Raw genomic sequence first — 19,432 nt, 5'->3', positions numbered from 1 at the left:
TGCTCTGCCGCTATCAGCGATAAACGGCAGAATCCGTTCCTCATCACACTGCGTGCCATGAGTGAACCACGGCTACAGGCTTTAGGCGACAGCAAACATCACGTAGAGACCCAGACCAACAGCGATCATTGGGATTGCATCCACCAGACCCATTACAACAAAGAACTGCGTACGCAGCAGAGGAATCAGATCCGGCTGACGCGCTGCGCCTTCCAGGAATTTACCTCCGAGGATGCCGATACCGATCGCAGCACCGATTGCCGCCAGACCCATCATCACAGCGGCAGCCATGTACAGCAGATCCATATTCAGGTTTTCCATGACAGTCTCCAGTTTGTTTCAGTTAAAAGCTAAGTTGTTGAGATAAAAATCAATGCTCTTCAGATGCCATCGACAGATAGACAATCGTGAGGACCATGAAAATGAAAGCCTGCAGCGAAATAATCAGGATGTGGAAAATGGCCCATGGCACATTCAGCACCCACTGCGACCACCACGGCAGCAGACCGGCAATCAGGATAAAGATCAGCTCACCCGCATACATGTTGCCGAACAGTCGCAGACCGAGCGAAACCGGTTTAGACAGCAGGCTAACACCTTCAAGAATCAGGTTGATGGGGATGAAGATCGGGTGATTAAAAGGCTGCAGCGTCAGCTCTTTGGCGAAGCCACCTACACCTTTCATTTTGATGCTGTAGAACAGAATCAAAATAAATACGCCCAGCGCCATAGACAGCGTGATGTTCACGTCTGCAGACGGCACGACGCGCAGCGCCGGCAGGCCCAGATAGTGCTCGCCGATAAACGGCAGCAAATCGATAGGCAGCAGATCCATGAAGTTCATCAGGAAGACCCAGACGAAAATCGTCAGAGCCAGCGGGGCGATAACTTTACTCTTACCGTGGTACATGTCGCGGACGTTGCTATCAACAAAGCCAACGACCAGCTCGATAGCCGCCTGCATTTTCCCTGGCACACCGCTGGTGGCACTTTTCGCCACTTTACGGAACAGCACCAGGAACACCAGTCCCAGTACAACAGAGAAAAACATGGAGTCCAGGTTTAACGTCCAGAACGTTGCTGGCGCGTCGTGTGCATTCACCAGCTCGAAAGTACGCAGGTCCATCTGAAGATGTGTCAGATGATGACCTATGTATTCCTGCGGCGTTGAGATCTCTCCTGCGGCCATGATGCCTCTTACCCTTTGTTGTTAATTACAGCCGGCGCGACGATTTGTACCACCAGCACCGATAACCAGGTGATTGCGAGTGGCCAGAAGACCGCTCCAAATCCACCTAACGCCACAACGAGAAAAACAACGGTGGCAAACACCTTGAGCACTTCACCAAAGGCGAAGCTCCAGGCGACACGCCCTTTTGCCGGAGTTTGATCCTGCAGGCGCCAGGCTAAAAACATAAACAGTACGTTTGGCAGCCAGGCTGCCGCACCACCCGCGATGGCAGAGGCGCCCCAGGTGACATCTTTCAGGGCAAATAGCGCACCGATTACGACAAAGGTCACCAGCTGGATCACCAGCACGGTTCGGGCTAATTTCACACTGTAAAGAGACACTGACATGACGCTTAACTCTCCTGCCCCGAACGGGGTATGTCGCGTGTCGTATAAGACTGCCTTTACTCTTTTGAGTCAAGCAGCAAAAGCCGTGCAAATTATACGGGCCGCACCTGCGATTTCAATCGGTAAGTAGCGAAAAGGTGAACAATTATTTAAATTTCTTTCTGGAGGGCTATTTTTCAAAACATCCGCTTCGGCCTGCCTGACGAAACAGGCTTGAAATTGCCCGGCAGACTTGCTTTTAAAGCGTGCTTCAGATCACATTATAAGCACCCCCGGCAGCGATAATTTGCTTTTTAACCCCTGCCGCGCAATTAATCAAACCCGTAATTTACTTTTCTATCAGTGAGATAGAATTATTGTTCCAGGATTAGCGCCAGATTTTCGATAAAAACACTCTATTGACATCACCCACCGCAATAAAAACGTAAAACTGATATTACGTCCGCCGATTTATTGCAGAGTTATATTTTCCGCCGTGATTATTCGGCACAGTAAATACAGCGGTTAAAGTGATGTAACTGATAATGAAATGTGAATTATTCGTTAAATGTAACAGAGGTTTTCGGATAATTTCCGCGGCGGATGTTAACCTGCTTCCCCTGCCCTGTTGAATAAAAGCGTTTATCGTGACGCGTTCAACCGCTGTTTTTTTAGCCGGCTGCTGCGCTAAGCCAAACGGCATGAATCACGATAAATCCACACCGTTTGCGCGACTATTGCCGCCTGATCACCACCAGATGACGCTCACCTTCCAGTTCCGGCACCCGCAGTGGCTCAATTTTTTCGATGGCGAAGCCGGCAGGCAGCGCGGCAATTTCGTCATCCGGCCTGACGCCTTTCAGTGCATAGAAGTGGCCTGTCGCGCCCGGCAGATGATGACACCAGTTCAGCATGTCCTCCAGCGACGCGAAGGCGCGGCTGATCACCCCGTCAAACGGCGGCTCAGCCGGGAACTCTTCCACCCGGCTCTGCACCGGCGTGACGTTAGTAAGCCCTAACTCATGTTGCACCTGACGCAGGAAACGCACGCGTTTCCCGAGGCTGTCCAGCAGCGTAAAGTGCGCCTGCGGGCGGACAATCGCCAGCGGGATCCCCGGCAGGCCCGGTCCGGTACCGACATCAATAAAGCGCTCACCCTGCAGGTGGGGTTCTACCACGATGCTGTCGAGAATGTGGCGCACCAGCATCTGCTGCGGATCGCGCACCGAGGTCAGGTTGTAGGCTTTATTCCACTTGTGCAGCAGTTCGACATAACCCACCAGCTGCTGTTTTTGCTGATCGGAGAGGGAAATGTTTGCCGCTTGCAGCAGCCGGGAGAGTTTATTAATCACGACGAGAATTCCATTAACAGGGGCGAGCATGCCCGCCCCGGGGGTCGATCAGGCGCTTTTACGCAGCAGGCCCTGTTTTTTCAGGTAAATCAGCAGAATTGAAATTGCCGCCGGCGTGATGCCGGAAATACGCGATGCCTGGCCAATGGAAGTCGGTTTGTGGTCGTTGAGTTTGGCGATCACTTCATTCGACAGTCCATTCACCTGGCGATAGTCGAGGTCGGCCGGGAGTAAGGTGTTTTCATTGCGCTGCTGGCGATCGATCTCCTCCTGCTGACGCGCGATGTAACCTTCATACTTCACCTGAATCTCTACCTGCTCTGCGGCCTGCTCATCCGCCAGCGCCGGACCGTAGCTCGGCAGCGACATCAGCAGTTCGTAGGTCATCTCCGGACGACGCAGCAGATCTTCCGCGCTGGCTTCTTTGGTGAGCGGCGCGCTGATTACCGTGTTCACTTCGCTGACGTTTTCAGACTTCGGATGCACCCACAGGTCACGCAGACGCTGACGCTCCTGCTCAATCGCTTCCAGCTTCTGGTTATAGCGAGCCCAGCGCGCGTCGTCGACCAGGCCGAGTTCACGTCCGGTTTCGGTCAGGCGCAGATCGGCGTTATCTTCACGCAGCATCAGACGATACTCGGCGCGCGAGGTAAACATGCGATACGGCTCTTTGGTGCCCAGCGTACACAGATCGTCGACCAGCACGCCAAGATAGGCCTGATCGCGACGCGGCGCCCAGCCCTCTTTGTCCGCTGACTGACGCGCAGCGTTAAGGCCGGCCAGCAGCCCCTGCGCCGCCGCTTCTTCATAACCGGTGGTGCCGTTGATCTGGCCGGCAAAGAACAGGCCGTGGATAAATTTACTCTCCAGCGTCGGCTTGAGATCGCGCGGATCGAAGAAGTCGTACTCGATGGCGTAGCCCGGGCGCACGATCTTCGCGTTCTCCAGACCTTTCATCGAGCGCACGATCTGCATCTGCACATCAAACGGCAGGCTGGTGGAGATACCGTTCGGGTAGATTTCGTTGCTGGTCAGCCCTTCCGGCTCAAGGAAAATCTGATGTGCGTTACGATCGGCAAAGCGCATCACTTTGTCTTCAATCGACGGGCAGTAGCGTGGCCCGATCCCCTCGATGATCCCGGCATACATCGGGCTGCGATCGAGGTTATTGCGGATCACTTCATGTGTCTGCTCATTGGTGTGGGTTATCCAGCATGGCACCTGCTGCGGATGCTGTCCGGCATGGCCCATAAACGAGAACACCGGCATCGGGTCATCCCCGTGCTGCGGCGTTAGCACCGAAAAGTCGATGGTGCGGGCATCGATACGCGGTGGCGTACCGGTTTTCAGGCGGTTTACGCGCAGCGGCAGCGCACGCAGACGTTTAGCCAGCGGAATCGACGGAGGATCGCCTGCACGACCACCGCTGTAGTTATCGAGGCCGATGTGGATTTTGCCGTCCAGGAAAGTGCCCACCGTCAGAACGACGGTTTTCGCCCGGAACTTCAGGCCCATCTGGGTCACGGCGCCGACAACGCGATCGTTCTCCACAATCAGATCATCAACCGCCTGCTGGAAGATCATCAGGTTCGGCTGGTTTTCCAGCGCAGTGCGTACCGCCTGGCGATACAGTACCCGGTCTGCCTGTGCACGCGTGGCACGCACCGCCGGGCCTTTGCTGGCGTTTAGTATCCTAAACTGAATACCGGCCTGATCGATCGCGCTGGCCATCAAACCGCCTAAGGCATCCACTTCCTTAACCAGGTGTCCTTTCCCGATGCCACCGATCGCCGGGTTACAGGACATTTGTCCTAGCGTATCAATATTATGGGTGAGTAACAGGGTTTGCTGACCCATTCGGGCAGCGGCCATCGCGGCTTCTGTGCCCGCATGACCACCACCGATTACGATGACGTCAAAAGGATCTGGATAAAACATGAAGTGGGTCCTCGTTAGTGTTCGGACAGGGATCGTTGCCCTGGGCGGTGGATTCTACTGAAATTCTGTTCAGGGCGAAAGTCGCGGGATCCTGCGGTTTAAAAGAAAGGATCTTAAGTCTTTTATATGATCTCTCTGTTAGATCTCTTATTAGGATCGCCCCTGTCTGTTGATAACCCGGAAAAGCGCTGTGGCAACAGGGGATTAGCGAGGATCGTTTACTGTGAATGATCGGTGATCCTGATCCGTATAAGCTGAGATCAACTTTGCTACTTATACACAGCGTAAAAAAGCATCAGCGGTTGTTCTTTGGATAACTACTGGTTATACGCATGAAATAACGGATCTTATCCACAGAGCGACGCAGGTAAAAGGCGATAAAAAAGCGGAATCAACTGGGGATCGACATAAATACCCGATCCCCGACCAGCAAAGATCGTCTTAAATCTGCGGGTGCCAGCTGGCAACCCACACTTCCGCCGGATCTTCCGGAATCTCATGTTCCAGCACGTCGATCTCCAGCCGATCGCCAATACGTTTGGCACCCAGCTGCGTTAACGTCGTCTCCAGCAGTTTGATCGCACCGCAGAACAGATCGTATTCATGATTACCGATACCCACTGCGCCAAAGCGTACGCCTGACAGATCCGGCTGGCTCTCCTGCAGCGCTTCATAAAACGGCAGCAGGTTGTCCGGCAGTTCGCCGGCACCGTGCGTTGAGCTGACAATTAGCCAGACGCCCTCCTGCGGCACCTCATCCAGCTCGGGTCCGTGCAGCAGTTCGGTTGAAAAGCCCGCTTCCTGCAGTTTCTCTTCCAGATGTTCAGCGACATATTCGGCGCTGCCAAGGGTACTGCCACTGATTAAGGTAATATCGGCCATGATGCTCTCCCGCACTAAAGGCGAGCATTGTACGCTGTGATCAAGCGGTGATCCACCTGTGGAAAACAGGGTTAATCGTCGATAGCATCAGGCGACAAGGCGCATCACAAAAGCGATCCGCCCGGGATAAGGTTATGCACAGCGGGGAAGCCGATCACGGCTTGATGGTGCGCATGATCGGGTTTTGCAGGGAGATCAGCGTTTCGGTGGACTGGATTTCATCAATGGTCTGGATCTTGTTGATCAGCACCTGCTGCAGCGCGTCAATGGAGCGGCACATCACTTTAATAAAGATGCTGTAGTGGCCGGTGGTGTACCAGGCTTCAACCACTTCATCCAGCGCTTCCAGTTTGCTGAGCGCGGCCGGATAGTCGCGCGCGCTTTTCAAAATGATGCCGATAAAACAGCAGACATCAAATCCGAGCTGCCGTGGATCGATCTCCACGCGCGTACCCAGAATAATCCCCGCCTGACGCATCTTCTCGACGCGCACGTGAATCGTGCCGGGGCTGACGTTGAACTGCTTGGCGAGTTCGGCGTACGCGGTGCGCGCGTTTTGCAGCAGCGCATTTAAAATGCCGCGGTCGAGATTATCCAGTTGCAGGTGTTCCGCCATCATCCATCCTCATTAGGTTCGTCTTCTCTGAACAGGGAGAATGTGCAGCAAATTAGCGGGACAGGCAAGGCGCAGACAGCGGAGCTGCCGCTGTCTGCACGCTTTTTAGCGCTTACGCCACAGCGTCAGCTGGGCCTGTGTGTGCTGGAACTTACGCGCGGTTTCGCGAATCACAAACGGCACGTCCTGCGGCGGCGCAACCTCCTCAAAGGCATCGCGCAGCAGCCGTTGCAGTGCCTGCCAGGTGGTGAGCGCTTCACCGTTTTCACGGAAACCGCCCAGCCAGTTCTCCTTCGGCGTGAACTCTTCCAGCCAGGTGTAAGGTGAGGAGATGGCCAGCAAACCGCCGGAGCGGATCATCGGCGTGATGTCCTGCAGGAAGCGCTTCGGCTGGCGCAGGCGATCGATCAGGTTAGAGGCCAGTACCAGATCGTAGCCATCGGGCTGCGGTTTCAGGTTACAGGCATCGCCCTGCACAAACTGAATGCGCTGCGCCAGGGACTCATCGAAACCAAACTCTTTCAGCCGCACCTGGCGATACTCCACCAGCTCTCCCTCTTCCGGCACCACGTAACGGAAATCCTCGCCCGAGGTCAGCTGCAGCGCCACGTCGATAAAGCGCGCCGAGTAATCCATGCCGGTGACCGCAGCAAAATGGCGCGCCAGTTCAAAGCTGGCACGACCGGTGGCGCAGCCGATATCCAGCGCGTGGCCACGCTGCGCGCAGTGCGGCAGCACGATATCGACCAGCGCCGCCGCGTAGTTCGGCACACCGTAATAGCCGGGGCCGTACTGGAAGTCGAGGTACTGCGATACCATGCTGTCGGTTTCATACGGATTCAGCGCCATGCTCTCCTGATGCGAGGAAACCACGTAGCGGAAACCGGCATGCTGGAAGAAGTGGCGCCGGAAGGCGTAGCGTGAGGATTTCAGCGCTTCGTTGCCGGTGGAGATCCAGCTGCCGCCTTTGATCAGCGCATGTTTGCCGTCAAAGGTGGGCGTGGAGAAATCGTCATACAGCGGATGTACCCTGAAGCCTTCAAAGCCGTTGGTCGGCGTGGTGGTCCACTGCCAGACGTTGCCGACAATGTCGAAGAAGTCACCCTGGGTAAAGTGGTCTACCGGACAGGAAGAGGCCCAGCGGGCAAGATTGATGTTGCCCGGCGCGTCGATCCAGTCCGGCTGATCGCCGGCAACCTGCTCGCGCAGCTGCATCCACTCGGCTTCGCACGGCAGCTGGATCGCTTTGCCGCTCTCTTCCGCCAGCCAGCGGCAGAATGCCGCGGCTTCCAGCTGATTCACTTCGGCGGGCCAGTCCCACGGCATCGCCACTTCTTCGGTCATCAGGCGCAGCCGGAGATCGTCAGGTTGCGCGATGTCGCCGACCCAGAAAGTCGGCATCTGCGGCTGGGCAAACTCGCGCCAGCCCCAGCCTTCGTCATCCCACCAGCGGCGTTCGTTATAGCCGTTGGCGGCAATAAAATGAAAGAACTCGGCGTTGCTCACCAGCATTTTGCTGGCTTTGAACGGTTTCAGCTCAGTTGTAAGGCTGCCGTATTCATTATCCCAGCCGTAGGTATCATCGGTTTTACCCTGCGTGACGCGTCCGCCTGGCATCGCCACCAATGTATTGGCCGGTACCGAGGCACGATCGTGGCGCGCCTGCGGACACGCCGGCCAGTGCGGCTGCGGTTTAACCCACTCAAGCGGCAGCTGGCGGATCAGCACGCTGGAGGTTTCGAGGTGAATACGCTCATGCTCAATGCCCATCAGAATCACCCACGCCGGGCTGTCCCAGTCAATCGGCAGCTCCAGCGGCATGGTGCGGATGAATTCACTTACCACGGTTTTCACTTTACCACGGTAGTCGCGCACCTCGGCTACGTCCGGCCAGCTGTAATGGCTGTCGTCGAGATCGTCCCAGCTCATCTCATCCACGCCGATCGCCATCATCGCCTCGATGCGATCGTCAATGCGCTGCTGCAGATAACCGCCCGCCATCAGCTTATTAATGTAGAAAGTAGCGGTATGGCCAAAGTAGAAGATCAGCGGATGGCGCAGGGTGATGGCTTTATTAAAGTACGCGCGCTCATCGGCGAGGCAGTCGAACAGGCTTTCGTACAGCTCCCAGGTCTGGGTGAAATAGGCCAGCAGTTCGGCGCGTTTGGCGTCGCTGCTGCTGCCGGAAAGCCGGACGGTGCGGGTGGGCGCAGGCAATTGATCGTGAAGATGAGCGGTTGTCACAGTGAACTCCGTAAGCTGATTAAACACAGCGGGTAATTCACTATAGCAAATTAGCATTTCTGCCTGATGAATTAGCGTTTCCAGCGGCGCAGCAGGCGGCTTTTCAGGCCGGTATCGAAGCGCCAGATGTGATCGAAAATGCGCAGAATGCCGGGTTTGCCGTGCGCCGACATCGCCACGGCGTGGAAGCGTTGCTGGTGGTGACGCTGGCGCTGTTTAATAGTGCTGACGATGTCGTCCGGCAGACGCTGGGCGATAAAATCGGAAACGATCACCGCATCGGCTTCCTGCCACTGACTGCCCTCCATACGCGTGACCACCGCAGACAGGCAGGCGGCCAGATCGGTGCCGCCGCGAAAACGCTGGCTGAGAAAACGGATTGCCTGCTCGATGCCGTTATCCGCGGTCAGCTCGTAGCCAATCACTTCGTGAGCAAACAGCATGATGTAGCAGCGCCGCCTGTCGGCCAGCGCCACCTTCAGCAGCGCCAGACAAAACGCTTTGGCGCAGCGTTCATTGAAACCGCCCATCGAACCAGAGGTATCCACGCAGACGATGAACGGGCCGCGCGGCTGTGCTTCGTGCTGCTGATGGCTGGCCGGGCGCAGCGTCACTTTCTCGTGCCAGGCATCGCCCTGTAACCGGTAGGTCAGCAGGCGTTTCTCCACCAGCCGGCGATAAAACTCCAGCTCCAGTTCGCTGATGCTCAGCGCCGCCAGTTCCGGCGGCAACAGACGCAGCACATCGTCGCTCTGATGGATGCCGCTGACCTCTTCCGGCACGTTGTCCGGCTCGCGCACCAGCTGATGAAACGCTTCCAGCGGCGCATCCTGTGACGGTACCGATTTCGCTTCGCGGCTGCGTCCCAGCTGCTGCGCCAGTTTCATCAGTTCCGGCTGCTGGGCGAGGAAATCGCCGTACTGCACAATCAACTCATAGTCGCCATGCTGCAGCGGTGCCTTGCTCAGATCCCACAGGCGTCCGGCGGCGGCTTCGTCGTCATCGGTCAGAATCGGCGCCAGCTGGCCGCTGATGGCCATGCGCTGCTGCAGCTCAGCCATCAGGCGTTCCCGCTGCTCTTCCAGCAGGGTTTCGTTCAGCGTCAGGGTTTGCAGCGTCAGGCTCAGGCGCCAGCGCTGCAGGAACAGCGTGTGCTGCGCATTGCTCAGCTGGGCGCTGTCGGTATGCAGCAGCAGTTTGCTGGCCTCTTCGATAAACGGGGACGGCAGCGCTTTCAGCTGCGTCATGATGGCGGGCAGTTGCTCACTGAAGGCGTGGCTGCTGAGCAGCTGCATCTGCTGGAAGAGCTGAAATTCGCGCGCCAGCGCGTCCGGCACCGGCGTGGTTTTCATCTGGGCGGCAATCTCGGCGCGCCAGCGCGGCAGCTCGCCCATCATCGCCTGTTTCAGGCGCGGAAATTTTTCAAAGAACAGCGCCAGCTGTGGCGAGGCCAGCAGTGCCACAATCAGCTCTTCGATCAGCTCGGTTTCGCAAATCGACAGCAGCGTGCTGAGCGTCTCCAGCGAGATCATTTTCTCGCCTGTTTCAGCTGTTCCGCCACATCCTGCAGGCTGGTTTCGATGCGTGCCAGCCAGTCGTCGCTGATAAACAGGCAGCGCTGGTGCTGGCTAAACAGCGTGCGCTGCGCGCGCAGCTGGGCCTCCAGCGCGTCGTACTCTTCAATGATTTCCTGCGGCACGTCGCTGCTGCTGGCGGCACCCGGCAGCGTCAGGCGCGTGGACTGCAGGCTGACGTCGCGCAGCGTCAGACAGTGGTGCGCATCCACCAGCAGGTCGAGCGTCTGGCCAAAGCCGATGCCGTTGAGCTTGCCGCGGATCTCGCCCGCTTTCAGCAGCCACTGATTGAGCGCATCGCGTGCCACCACCACGTGCGTGACCTGCATGTCGTGCAGCGTCAGCGGCTGTTGCAGCATCAGGGTCAGCTGTTCGTCCGTGATCGAGGCCGGTAATTCATAGTGCGGTTTGCGGCTGAACATGCCGCTGTGCTTCTCCAGCGTCAGCGCCTGCGCCACGCTCTGCTGCTGTTGCAGCGCCAGCCGGCGCGCTTTGATCTGCTGCAGCGTGTGCAGCATCGCCTGCTGCTGCCACGCGTGCTGCGTCATCAGCGCATCAATTTCACGGTCCAGCAGCTGCATCGACGCCACGTCGTGCCACAGGCAATCTTTCAGCAGGATCAGATCAAGCGGGGCAATCGCCACACGGCCGCTGTAAAACGCGCTGGCCTGCAGCAGATGGATGGCTTTTTTCCAGCGGCGGTCGGAGATATACGGCGCCTCTGGCAGGTTCTCCAGCTGCTGGCGCAGCTGATAGATCAGTTCAAACACATGATCGGGCAGGCTGACCTGGCTGATGCCTTTCTGCCACTGCTGATACTCTTCATCGCTGATGCACAGCGATTCCGCCACCGGGTTGGCGTTTTCATCCTGCTGGTGGGTCAGCATGCTGCGGAAGTTCTGCTTTTCATGCACGTTGTCGAGCCACAGCCGGATCAGCATACGGTCGTACAGCGCTTCCAGACCGCTGTCGGCCTCCGGCAGTTCGTTGGAGGCGGTGACCAGCAGACGCATCGGGATCGGCTCTTCGCTGTCGCCGTTGCGGAAGCGACGTTCGTTAATGGCGGTGAGCAGCGTATTGAGAATCGCCGGACCGGCTTTCCAGATCTCATCCAGAAAGACAATTTCGGCATCCGGCAGATAGCCTTTGGTCAGACGCTGGTAGCGTCCTTCATCTTTCAGCGCCTGGATCGACAGCGGGCCAAACACCTCTTCAGGCGTGGAAAAACGGGTCATCAGGTATTCAAAGGCACGGGCGTGCTGGAAGGCGTATTTCAGGCGGCGGGCAATCAGGCTCTTGGCGATGCCCGGTGGCCCAAGCAGAAACACGCTTTCGCCGCTCAGCGCTGCCAGCAGGCAGAGACGAATGGCATGATGCCGTTCATACAGCCCTTTCTCCAGGGCATTGCTGAGGCGAGAAATTCTTTCTGCCAAAAGATGGGGTTGAGCCATAATCACATCATTGTCCTTCTGATCCTGGTGCCGTCATATTCTGGCGAGCGCAATACTCTACTGTTTATCATGCGTGAAAGCGTTGATAGCCGTCAGCTTTTTTGTTTCAGAAGGTTGAGGTGAGGCAAATCGCGGGTTTTCAGCGCATTTCGCGCCGATTTTCGGCGAAAAAACGCTGCACAGACGGCGTAATGCCAGACGGTAAAAGTAGGTTTTTTCGGGAATATGTGCATACTGTGCGCTTTTTGATGATCTGAGCGCCGGGCTGAGGCCTGCGCGGCTCCAACAAAAGACAACTTATGAGCTCGGATAAGAAACAGTCCCTTGGCGCAGTCACTCTGGCGGCGATCGGCGTGGTGTATGGCGATATCGGTACCAGCCCGCTCTATACCCTGCGCGAGTGTCTCTCTGGTCAGTTCGGCTTTGGCGTGGAACGCGAGGCGGTGTTTGGCTTTCTGTCGCTGATCTTCTGGCTGCTGATTCTGGTGGTTTCGCTTAAATACATCAGTTATGTGATGCGCGCCGACAACGCCGGTGAAGGCGGGATCCTGACGCTGATGTCACTGGCGGGCCGCAATACCGGCGCACGCGCCACGGCGATTCTGGTGATCATGGGGCTGATTGGCGGCAGCTTCTTCTACGGGGAAGTGGTGATCACGCCGGCGGTATCCGTGCTTTCGGCCATCGAAGGGCTGGAGATCGCCGCGCCGAGCCTCGATAGCTACATTGTGCCGCTGGCGATTGCGGTACTGACGCTGCTGTTTGTGATTCAGAAACACGGCACCGGTATTGTCGGTAAGCTGTTTGCGCCGGTGATGCTGCTGTGGTTCATCATTCTGGCGGTGCTGGGTGCGCGCAGTATCATCAATAATCCCGAGGTGCTGCACGCCATGAACCCGTACTGGGCGCTGCACTTCTTTATTCAGTACAAAACGGTATCGTTCTTCGCGCTGGGCGCGGTGGTGCTGGCGATCACCGGCGTTGAAGCGCTGTATGCCGATATGGGCCACTTTGGTAAGTTTCCGATTCGCCTGGCATGGTTTGTGGTGGTGCTGCCGTCGCTGGTGCTCAACTATTTCGGCCAGGGCGCGCTGCTGCTGGAGCATCCGGAGGCCATCAAAAACCCGTTCTTCCTGCTGGCGCCGGACTGGGCGCTGATTCCGATGCTGATTCTCGCGACGCTGGCCACGGTGATCGCCTCGCAGGCGGTGATCTCCGGCGTATTCTCGCTGACGCGCCAGGCGGTGCGTCTTGGCTATCTGCCGCCGATGCGCATCGTGCACACGTCCGAAGAGGAATCCGGCCAGATTTATATTCCGGTGATCAACTGGCTGCTCTATTTCTCTGTGGTGATTGTAATCGTCGGCTTTGAGCACTCCAGCAATCTGGCGGCCGCCTACGGGATTGCGGTGACCGGTACCATGGTGCTGACCGCCATTCTGTGTTCAACGGTGGCGATTCAGAACTGGCACTGGAATCGCTACCTGGTGGTGCTGATTCTCATCGCGATGCTGTGCATCGACGTTTCGCTGTTCTCCGCTAACCTGGTCAAAGTATTCTCCGGCGGCTGGCTGCCGCTGACGCTGGCGCTGATGATGTTTATCGTGATGACCACGTGGAAGAGCGAGCGCTTCCGCCTGCTGCGTCGTATGCATGAGCATGGCAATTCACTGGAGGCGATGATCGCCTCGCTGGAGAAATCGCCGCCGGTGCGCGTGCCGGGCACGGCGGTCTACATGTCACGGGCGCTCAATGTCATCCCCTTTGCCATGCTGCATAACCTGAAGCACAACAAGGTGCTGCACGAGCGCGTGGTGCTGCTGACGCTGCGTACCGAAGATGCGCCTTATGTGCACAACGTGCGTCGCGTGACCATTGAGCAGCTGTCGCCCACCTTCTGGCGCGTGGTGGCAAGCTACGGCTGGCGTGAAACGCCGAACGTCGAGGAGATTTTCCACCGCTGCGGTCTCGAAGGGCTCAACTGCCGCATGATGGAAACCTCGTTCTTTATGTCACACGAGTCGCTGATCATCGGCAAACGCCCGTGGTATCTGCGTCTGCGCGGCAAGCTATTCCTTGCGCTGCAGCGCAACGCCCTGCGCGCGCCGGATCAGTTTGAAATTCCGCCGAACCGGGTGATCGAGCTCGGTACTCAGGTCGAAATCTGACGCATCGCGCGTCACCAGCTGAGGGTGACGCGCAGCCCCTGCGGCTGCACCGCGCTGAAGGTCAGCCGGATGCCGTGCAGCTGAGCCACATTTTTCACAATCGACAAGCCAAGCCCGCTGCCGGTTTGCGCCTGCCCCGGCGGTCGCCAGAAGCGTTCGCCCAGCCGCGCCAGCTGCTCTGCGCTGACGCCCGGTCCGTTATCCGCGATCTCCAGCCTGCGCGCGCTGAGCCGCAGCTGAATCTCACTGCCGGACGGCGTGTAGCGCAGCGCGTTATCCAGCAGATTGCGCAGCAGTAAACCCAGCAGCAGTGGATGACCGTTCATCACCGGTTCCGCGTCAGCCGTCAGCGTCAGCCTGGTGTGCTGCGCTGCCGCCTGCGCCTGGTGTTCAGTCACCAGCTGATGCAGCAGCGGCGCGATGGGCACCGGCTGAAATTCGCTGCGCAGATCGTCCGCTTCGACCCGCGACAGCGTCAGCAGCTGATCGACCAGCCGCGTGGCGCGCAGGATGCCGCTGTCGAGCTGCTGCAGCGCATGGTTGCGCATCGCCTCGTCATCGCCGGCCAGCTGAATCACCTCACTCTGCACGCGCAGCGCTGCCAGCGGGCTGCGCAGCTCGTGCGCCGCATCGGAGGTAAAGCGCCGTTCGCGCTGGACCAGCTGTGCCATGCGGGCAAACAGGCCATTCAGCGCCGCCACCAGCGGCTTCACCTCCAGCGGCAGGCGCTGCGGCGTCAGCGGCGCAGCCTCATCCGGCGCGCGCTGCTGCAGTGATGCGGTCAGGCGTTTCAGCGGACGCAGCTCAAACCACACCAGCGCCAGCAGCAACAGCAGCATCAGCGGCATGGCCACCAGCCACGGCAGCAGGCTGCTCAGTGCCAGATCGCGCGTCATATCATCGCGATATTCCCACTCCTGTCCGACCACCACGCGCCACTGCTTATCGGCTGACGTCAGCCACAGCAGCCGCCAGCGATCGTCATCGCCGCGCAGGCGACCATCGTGGAAGCCGTCACGATCCGCTGTAAACTGCAAATCGCGGCCGTTTTCGCCGTCGTTCAGCAGCGGTTTGCCGTCGGCGCTGAACAGCGCAAAGGCCAGCGCGTCGTCATCCTGATCGCCGCGATGGTGGCGCAGAATCGCTTTGGTTTTTGGCAGCGAGGCGGCCTGCAGGCGACTGGCATCCAGCGCCAGCAGGCGTTTGGCGAACAGCATCTGCTGGGTATCAAACAGCTCATTAACGGTGTCGCGCGTCTGCTGCCATGCGCTAAAGGTGGCGCTGGCTCCACACAGAATAATTAACAGCAGAAAGCCAATGGCCAGTCGCAGGAACAGACTCATTCTGCCGCTCCCAGCGTGTAGCCAATACCGTGCACGGTGCGGATGAACTGACTGCCGAGCTTTTTACGCAGATGGTGGATGTGCACTTCGACCGCGTTACTGGAGACGTCGTCGTCCCAGTTGTACAGTTTCTCCTCCAGCTGTGCGCGCGTCAGTACGCGACCGGGATTGCGCAGGAACAGCTCCAGCAGCGCCAGCTCACGGCTTTTCAGGCTGAGCGGTTCGCCATCAAACGTCACGCTGTGGCTGCCGGGAGCCATCACCACCCTGCCGTGACGCAGCTCCGGCTGCAGCTGACCGTGACGGCGACGAATCAGCGCCTGCAGACGTGCGGCCACCTCCGTCAGCGCAAACGGCTTACACAGATAGTCGTCGGCACCGAGTTGCAGGCCCTGCACGCGCTGGTCCAGCGCATCGCGTGCAGTGAGGATCAGCACCGGGACATCCGCGCCCTGCTCACGCCACTGACGCAGGATGTCCAGCCCGTCGCGCTCCGGCAGCGACAGGTCCAGCACCACGGCATCCCACGGTGCCGCGTTGAGCGCCTGAAATCCGGCTTCGCCGCTGACAAACCAGTCGACGCTGAAACCCAGTTTGGTCAGGCCGACCTTCAGGCCATCGCCAATCAGCGTATCGTCTTCAATTAATAAAATGCGCATGCGTTTCTCCCGGTTATCTGGGGGTTTATACGAAGCAGATGCGCGCTTGTACAGCGTCATTCGCCCGTTTTGGCTTATTTTTCCCCTCTTTTTTTCCCTTAAGATCCTGTTAAGAACCCTGTGGTGAAATAGCTCCCGTAATCCGCACAGACATGGAAATGAGGTGAAAAATGAAAAAGAGTGCAGCGCTGTTCGCCATTATCGCCCTGGCAGCAACCCCGGTGTTAGCCGCCCAGCAGGGTGGCTTTGTCGACCCTAACGCGCCAGCCGCTCAGGCTAAAGCCGGCGGTTTTAAGGCCGATAACAGCAGTGTGGTGACGGTAAAACAGGCCGAAGAGATGAAGGATGACAGCTGGATCACCGTGCGCGGCCAGCTTGATAAGCAGATCGGCGATGAAGATTATCTGTTCCGCGACAGCAGCGGCAGCATGAAAGTGGAGATCGACCACAAACGCTGGAACGGCCAGACCATTACGCCGAAGGATCAGGTCGAGCTGACCGGCGAACTGGATAAGGATTTCAATTCGATTGAACTGGACGTTAAACAGGTGCGTAAACTGCCCTAACCTCCCCTGCGGAGCCACGTCGCGGGCTCCGCCATCCCGCCAAACTCAAATTTTCCCCGGCCCAGGCGAAACGTTTCGATGGCGATCACATTTCCGTGATGCCGTCATTGAGTTGCCATGTACATTTAATACACTGCCAGACAGCGAAACGTTTCGCTGTGGAGTGGAATAAATGAAAAAAGGTCGCCTGTTAAACGCTGAAGTCTCTCATGTGATTGCCCGCCTCGGGCATACCGATACGCTGACGATTGCCGATGCGGGCTTGCCGATCCCGGCCGGTCCACAGCGCATCGATCTGGCGCTGACGCCCGGTACGCCCGATTTTTTACAAGTTGTGGAGGTCATCACGCAGGAGATGCAGGTTGAGAGCGCCCTGATAGCGGAGGAGATCCAACAACACAATCCGCAACTCCACAGCCAGCTGATCGCCGTGCTCGAAGCCTTGCAACAGCACCAGGGGAATGTGATTAGCGTTCGTTACACCAGCCATGAACAGTTCAAACAACACACTCAGCGCAGTCAGGCGGTCATTCGCAGCGGAGAGTGCTCTCCGTATGCGAATGTCATCCTGAGCGCGGGCGTCACTTTCTGAGGCCGCTATGCAACCGTTATTGCAACTCAGGGGAATTGAAAAATCATTTCCCGGCGTGAAGGCGCTCAACGGCGCGTCGCTGGCGGTCTATCCCGGGCGCGTGATGGCGTTAGTGGGAGAGAACGGCGCGGGCAAATCCACCATGATGAAGGTGCTGACCGGCATCTACAGTATGGACGCCGGTTCGCTGCACTGGCTGGGAAAAGAAGTGACGTTCTCCGGGCCGAAAGCGTCTCAGGAAGCCGGCATCGGCATCATCCATCAGGAACTGAACCTGATCCCGCAGCTGACCGTTGCGGAAAATATTTTCCTCGGCCGTGAATTCGTTAACCGCTTTGGCCGCATCGACTGGAAACAGATGTATGCCGCGGCGGATGCGCTGTTAAAGCGCCTCAATCTGCGCTTCAGCAGCCACAAGCTGGTGGGCGATCTGTCGATTGGCGACCAGCAAATGGTAGAGATTGCCAAAGTACTCAGCTTCGAGTCGCAGGTCATCATTATGGATGAACCGACCGATGCGCTGACCGATACCGAAACCCTGTCGCTGTTCCGCGTCATCAATGAGCTGAAAGCGCAGGGCTGCGGCATTGTTTATATCTCCCACCGCATGAAAGAGATCTTTGAGATTTGCGATGACGTCACCGTGTTCCGCGACGGTCAGTTTATTGCCGAGCGCGCGGTGGGCGATCTCAGCGAAGAGAGCCTGATCGAAATGATGGTTGGCCGCAAGCTTGAGGATCAGTATCCGCATCTCGATCAGACACCGGGCGAGGTGCGGCTGCGGGTCGAGCACGTTAGCGGACCGGGCGTAGAAGATGTCAGCTTTACCCTGCGTAAGGGCGAGATTCTGGGCATCTCCGGTCTGATGGGCGCGGGCCGCACCGAATTAATGAAGGTGCTGTACGGCGCGCTGCCGCGTACGCACGGCAAAGTGACGCTTAACGGCCGCGAGATTGTCACCCGCTCGCCGCAGGACGGCCTGGCCAACGGCATCGTCTATATCTCGGAAGACCGTAAGCGTGACGGGCTGGTGCTCGGGATGTCGGTCAAAGAGAACATGTCGCTGACCGCGCTGCGCTACTTCAGCCGCGCCGATGGCGGCCTGAAGCACGCCGAAGAGCAGCTGGCGGTGGGCGATTTTATTCGCCTGTTCAATGTGAAAACGCCGTCAATGATGCAGCCGATCGGTCTGCTGTCCGGCGGTAATCAGCAAAAAGTGGCGATTGCGCGTGGCCTGATGACGCGCCCGGATGTGCTGATCCTCGACGAGCCGACGCGCGGCGTCGATGTCGGGGCGAAAAAAGAGATCTATCAGTTAATTAACCAGTTTAAAGCCGAAGGGCTGAGCATCATCCTGGTGTCGTCGGAAATGCCGGAAGTGCTGGGCATGAGCGACCGCATTCTGGTGATGCATGAAGGCCATCTGAGTGGCGAATTTTCCCGTGAGCAGGCTACTCAGGAATCCCTGATGGCAGCGGCGGTCGGTAAGCAACACAGCGAGGAGTTAGTTGTATGAGTGCCCAAACCTTACCTGCCAGCCGTCGCTGGTTCAGCAAAGCCTGGCTGCTGGAGCAGAAATCGCTGATCGCGCTGATTGTGCTGATCGCCGTGGTTGCCAGCCAGAGCCCGAACTTCTTCACGCTGCCCAACATGTTCAACATCCTGCAGCAGACGTCGGTCAACGCCATCATGGCGGTGGGCATGACGCTGGTGATTCTGACCTCAGGTATCGACCTTTCGGTCGGCTCGCTGCTGGCGCTGACCGGCGCGGTAGCGGCATCGATTGTCGGGCTGGAAGTTAATGCGCTGGTGGCCGTGGCGGCATCGCTGGCGCTCGGTGCCTTCATTGGTGCCATTACCGGTGTGATTGTGGCACGCGGCAAGGTGCAGGCGTTTATCGCTACGCTGGTGATGATGCTGCTGCTGCGCGGCGTCACCATGGTTTACACCAACGGCAGTCCGATCAACACCGGCTTCAGCGATAACGCCGATCTGTTTGGCTGGTTCGGCATTGGCCGTCCGCTGGGCATTCCGACGCCGGTATGGCTGATGGCGGTGGTGTTCGCGCTGGCGTGGTACATGCTGCATCACACCCGCCTCGGCCGCTATATCTATGCGCTGGGCGGTAACGAAGCGGCCACGCGCCTGTCCGGCATCAACGTTAACCGCGTTAAAGTCATCGTCTATTCGCTGTGCGGCCTGCTGGCGGCACTGGCGGGCACCATCGAAGTGGCGCGTCTCTCTTCCGCGCAGCCGACGGCGGGCACCGGTTATGAACTGGATGCGATTGCCGCAGTAGTGCTGGGCGGGACCAGCCTCGCGGGCGGTAAAGGGCGCATTATGGGCACGCTGATCGGTGCGCTAATTCTCGGCTTCCTCAATAACGGCCTCAACCTGATGGGAGTATCGTCTTACTACCAGATGATTGTCAAAGCCGTCGTCATTCTGCTGGCGGTGCTGGTGGATAACAAAAGCAGTAAGTAACTCTGA

At 58.0% G+C, this 19,432-nt stretch carries 17 protein-coding genes; 5 read left to right on the top strand and 12 right to left on the bottom strand.

Features of this window, described 5'->3' with window-relative positions:
- Positions 1-81: 81 nt before the first annotated feature.
- The 10 genes from atpE to ravA form a co-directional block, all read right to left on the bottom strand.
- The gene (gene atpE / locus C1N84_RS18920; RefSeq protein WP_003849523.1) at positions 82-321 is read right to left on the bottom strand and encodes a F0F1 ATP synthase subunit C; all 240 of its coding nucleotides are present in this window, start codon (positions 319-321) and stop codon (positions 82-84) included.
- A 49-nt stretch (positions 322-370) separates the two neighbouring features.
- Complete coding sequence (gene atpB, locus C1N84_RS18915) at positions 371-1,189, bottom strand: F0F1 ATP synthase subunit A (protein ID WP_031279833.1); 819 nt, start codon at positions 1,187-1,189, stop codon at positions 371-373.
- An 8-nt stretch (positions 1,190-1,197) separates the two neighbouring features.
- Entirely contained in the window at positions 1,198-1,578 is a 381-nt protein-coding gene (atpI, locus tag C1N84_RS18910) for a F0F1 ATP synthase subunit I (RefSeq protein WP_021508185.1), read from the bottom strand.
- 713 nt (positions 1,579-2,291) lie between these two features.
- Positions 2,292-2,909 carry a 16S rRNA (guanine(527)-N(7))-methyltransferase RsmG gene (rsmG, locus tag C1N84_RS18905; RefSeq protein WP_058758219.1) on the bottom strand — a complete coding sequence of 206 codons (618 nt, stop codon included), beginning with the start codon at positions 2,907-2,909 and terminating at the stop codon, positions 2,292-2,294.
- A gap of 48 nt (positions 2,910-2,957) precedes the next feature.
- Entirely contained in the window at positions 2,958-4,847 is a 1,890-nt protein-coding gene (gene mnmG, locus C1N84_RS18900; protein WP_021508183.1) for a tRNA uridine-5-carboxymethylaminomethyl(34) synthesis enzyme MnmG, read from the bottom strand.
- 441 nt (positions 4,848-5,288) lie between these two features.
- The gene (mioC, locus tag C1N84_RS18895; protein ID WP_021508182.1) at positions 5,289-5,729 is read right to left on the bottom strand and encodes an FMN-binding protein MioC; all 441 of its coding nucleotides are present in this window, start codon (positions 5,727-5,729) and stop codon (positions 5,289-5,291) included.
- Between the two features lie 154 nt (positions 5,730-5,883).
- On the bottom strand, positions 5,884-6,345 hold the full coding sequence (gene asnC / locus C1N84_RS18890; protein WP_007893613.1) for a transcriptional regulator AsnC: 462 nt from the start codon (positions 6,343-6,345) through the stop codon (positions 5,884-5,886).
- Between the two features lie 105 nt (positions 6,346-6,450).
- Entirely contained in the window at positions 6,451-8,589 is a 2,139-nt protein-coding gene (gene ovoA / locus C1N84_RS18885) for a 5-histidylcysteine sulfoxide synthase (RefSeq protein WP_264441826.1), read from the bottom strand.
- A 71-nt stretch (positions 8,590-8,660) separates the two neighbouring features.
- On the bottom strand, positions 8,661-10,121 hold the full coding sequence (gene viaA / locus C1N84_RS18880; protein ID WP_394541693.1) for an ATPase RavA stimulator ViaA: 1,461 nt from the start codon (positions 10,119-10,121) through the stop codon (positions 8,661-8,663).
- A complete protein-coding gene (gene ravA / locus C1N84_RS18875) occupies positions 10,118-11,614 on the bottom strand; it encodes an ATPase RavA (protein WP_104189839.1) in 1,497 nt (498 codons plus the stop codon). The genes viaA and ravA overlap by 4 nt, the downstream gene beginning before the upstream one ends.
- A 299-nt stretch (positions 11,615-11,913) precedes the next feature.
- Between ravA and kup the strand changes: the two genes are divergently transcribed.
- A complete protein-coding gene (gene kup / locus C1N84_RS18870; protein WP_021508177.1) occupies positions 11,914-13,782 on the top strand; it encodes a low affinity potassium transporter Kup in 1,869 nt (622 codons plus the stop codon).
- An 11-nt stretch (positions 13,783-13,793) separates the two neighbouring features.
- On the opposite strand, the gene qseC is transcribed toward kup, so the two are convergent.
- Together qseC and qseB are read right to left on the bottom strand one after the other, a co-directional pair.
- Positions 13,794-15,125, bottom strand: a complete 1,332-nt coding sequence (qseC, locus tag C1N84_RS18865) for a quorum sensing histidine kinase QseC (RefSeq protein ID WP_264441825.1) — start codon at positions 15,123-15,125, stop codon at positions 13,794-13,796.
- Positions 15,122-15,784 carry a quorum sensing response regulator transcription factor QseB gene (gene qseB / locus C1N84_RS18860; RefSeq protein ID WP_264441824.1) on the bottom strand — a complete coding sequence of 221 codons (663 nt, stop codon included), beginning with the start codon at positions 15,782-15,784 and terminating at the stop codon, positions 15,122-15,124. The genes qseC and qseB overlap by 4 nt, the downstream gene beginning before the upstream one ends.
- Positions 15,785-15,954: 170 nt before the next feature.
- Between qseB and C1N84_RS18855 the strand changes: the two genes are divergently transcribed.
- The 4 genes from C1N84_RS18855 (at position 15,955) to rbsC (ending at position 19,426) form a co-directional block, all read left to right on the top strand.
- Entirely contained in the window at positions 15,955-16,350 is a 396-nt protein-coding gene (locus C1N84_RS18855) for a YgiW/YdeI family stress tolerance OB fold protein (RefSeq protein WP_058758226.1), read from the top strand.
- 172 nt (positions 16,351-16,522) lie between these two features.
- On the top strand, positions 16,523-16,942 hold the full coding sequence (gene rbsD / locus C1N84_RS18850; protein WP_021313542.1) for a D-ribose pyranase: 420 nt from the start codon (positions 16,523-16,525) through the stop codon (positions 16,940-16,942).
- Positions 16,943-16,949: 7 nt separating this feature from the next.
- Positions 16,950-18,458 carry a ribose ABC transporter ATP-binding protein RbsA gene (gene rbsA, locus C1N84_RS18845; RefSeq protein WP_031279830.1) on the top strand — a complete coding sequence of 503 codons (1,509 nt, stop codon included), beginning with the start codon at positions 16,950-16,952 and terminating at the stop codon, positions 18,456-18,458.
- On the top strand, positions 18,455-19,426 hold the full coding sequence (gene rbsC, locus C1N84_RS18840) for a ribose ABC transporter permease (RefSeq protein WP_264441823.1): 972 nt from the start codon (positions 18,455-18,457) through the stop codon (positions 19,424-19,426). The genes rbsA and rbsC overlap by 4 nt, the downstream gene beginning before the upstream one ends.
- Positions 19,427-19,432 lie beyond the last annotated feature (6 nt).

This window comes from Pantoea sp. SGAir0418 (genome assembly GCF_043529865.1).
Note: the sequence above shows the minus strand (reverse complement) of the source record. Positions and strands in the feature narration are given on the sequence as shown.

Bases quoted from the DNA above. Each gene is read 5' to 3' on its own strand.
- qseC (WP_264441825.1), bottom strand. From the start codon at position 15,125: ATGAGTCTGTTCCTGCGACTGGCCATTGGCTTTCTGCTGTTAATTATT.
- asnC (WP_007893613.1), bottom strand. From the start codon at position 6,345: ATGGCGGAACACCTGCAACTGGATAATCTCGACCGCGGCATTTTAAAT.
- ravA (WP_104189839.1), bottom strand. From the start codon at position 11,614: ATGGCTCAACCCCATCTTTTGGCAGAAAGAATTTCTCGCCTCAGCAAT.
- C1N84_RS18855 (WP_058758226.1), top strand. From the start codon at position 15,955: ATGAAAAAGAGTGCAGCGCTGTTCGCCATTATCGCCCTGGCAGCAACC.
- atpI (WP_021508185.1), bottom strand. From the start codon at position 1,578: ATGTCAGTGTCTCTTTACAGTGTGAAATTAGCCCGAACCGTGCTGGTG.
- atpB (WP_031279833.1), bottom strand. From the start codon at position 1,189: ATGGCCGCAGGAGAGATCTCAACGCCGCAGGAATACATAGGTCATCAT.
- viaA (WP_394541693.1), bottom strand. From the start codon at position 10,121: ATGATCTCGCTGGAGACGCTCAGCACGCTGCTGTCGATTTGCGAAACC.
- rbsD (WP_021313542.1), top strand. From the start codon at position 16,523: ATGAAAAAAGGTCGCCTGTTAAACGCTGAAGTCTCTCATGTGATTGCC.
- mioC (WP_021508182.1), bottom strand. From the start codon at position 5,729: ATGGCCGATATTACCTTAATCAGTGGCAGTACCCTTGGCAGCGCCGAA.
- qseB (WP_264441824.1), bottom strand. From the start codon at position 15,784: ATGCGCATTTTATTAATTGAAGACGATACGCTGATTGGCGATGGCCTG.
- atpE (WP_003849523.1), bottom strand. From the start codon at position 321: ATGGAAAACCTGAATATGGATCTGCTGTACATGGCTGCCGCTGTGATG.
- rbsA (WP_031279830.1), top strand. From the start codon at position 16,950: ATGCAACCGTTATTGCAACTCAGGGGAATTGAAAAATCATTTCCCGGC.
- mnmG (WP_021508183.1), bottom strand. From the start codon at position 4,847: ATGTTTTATCCAGATCCTTTTGACGTCATCGTAATCGGTGGTGGTCAT.
- kup (WP_021508177.1), top strand. From the start codon at position 11,914: ATGAGCTCGGATAAGAAACAGTCCCTTGGCGCAGTCACTCTGGCGGCG.
- rbsC (WP_264441823.1), top strand. From the start codon at position 18,455: ATGAGTGCCCAAACCTTACCTGCCAGCCGTCGCTGGTTCAGCAAAGCC.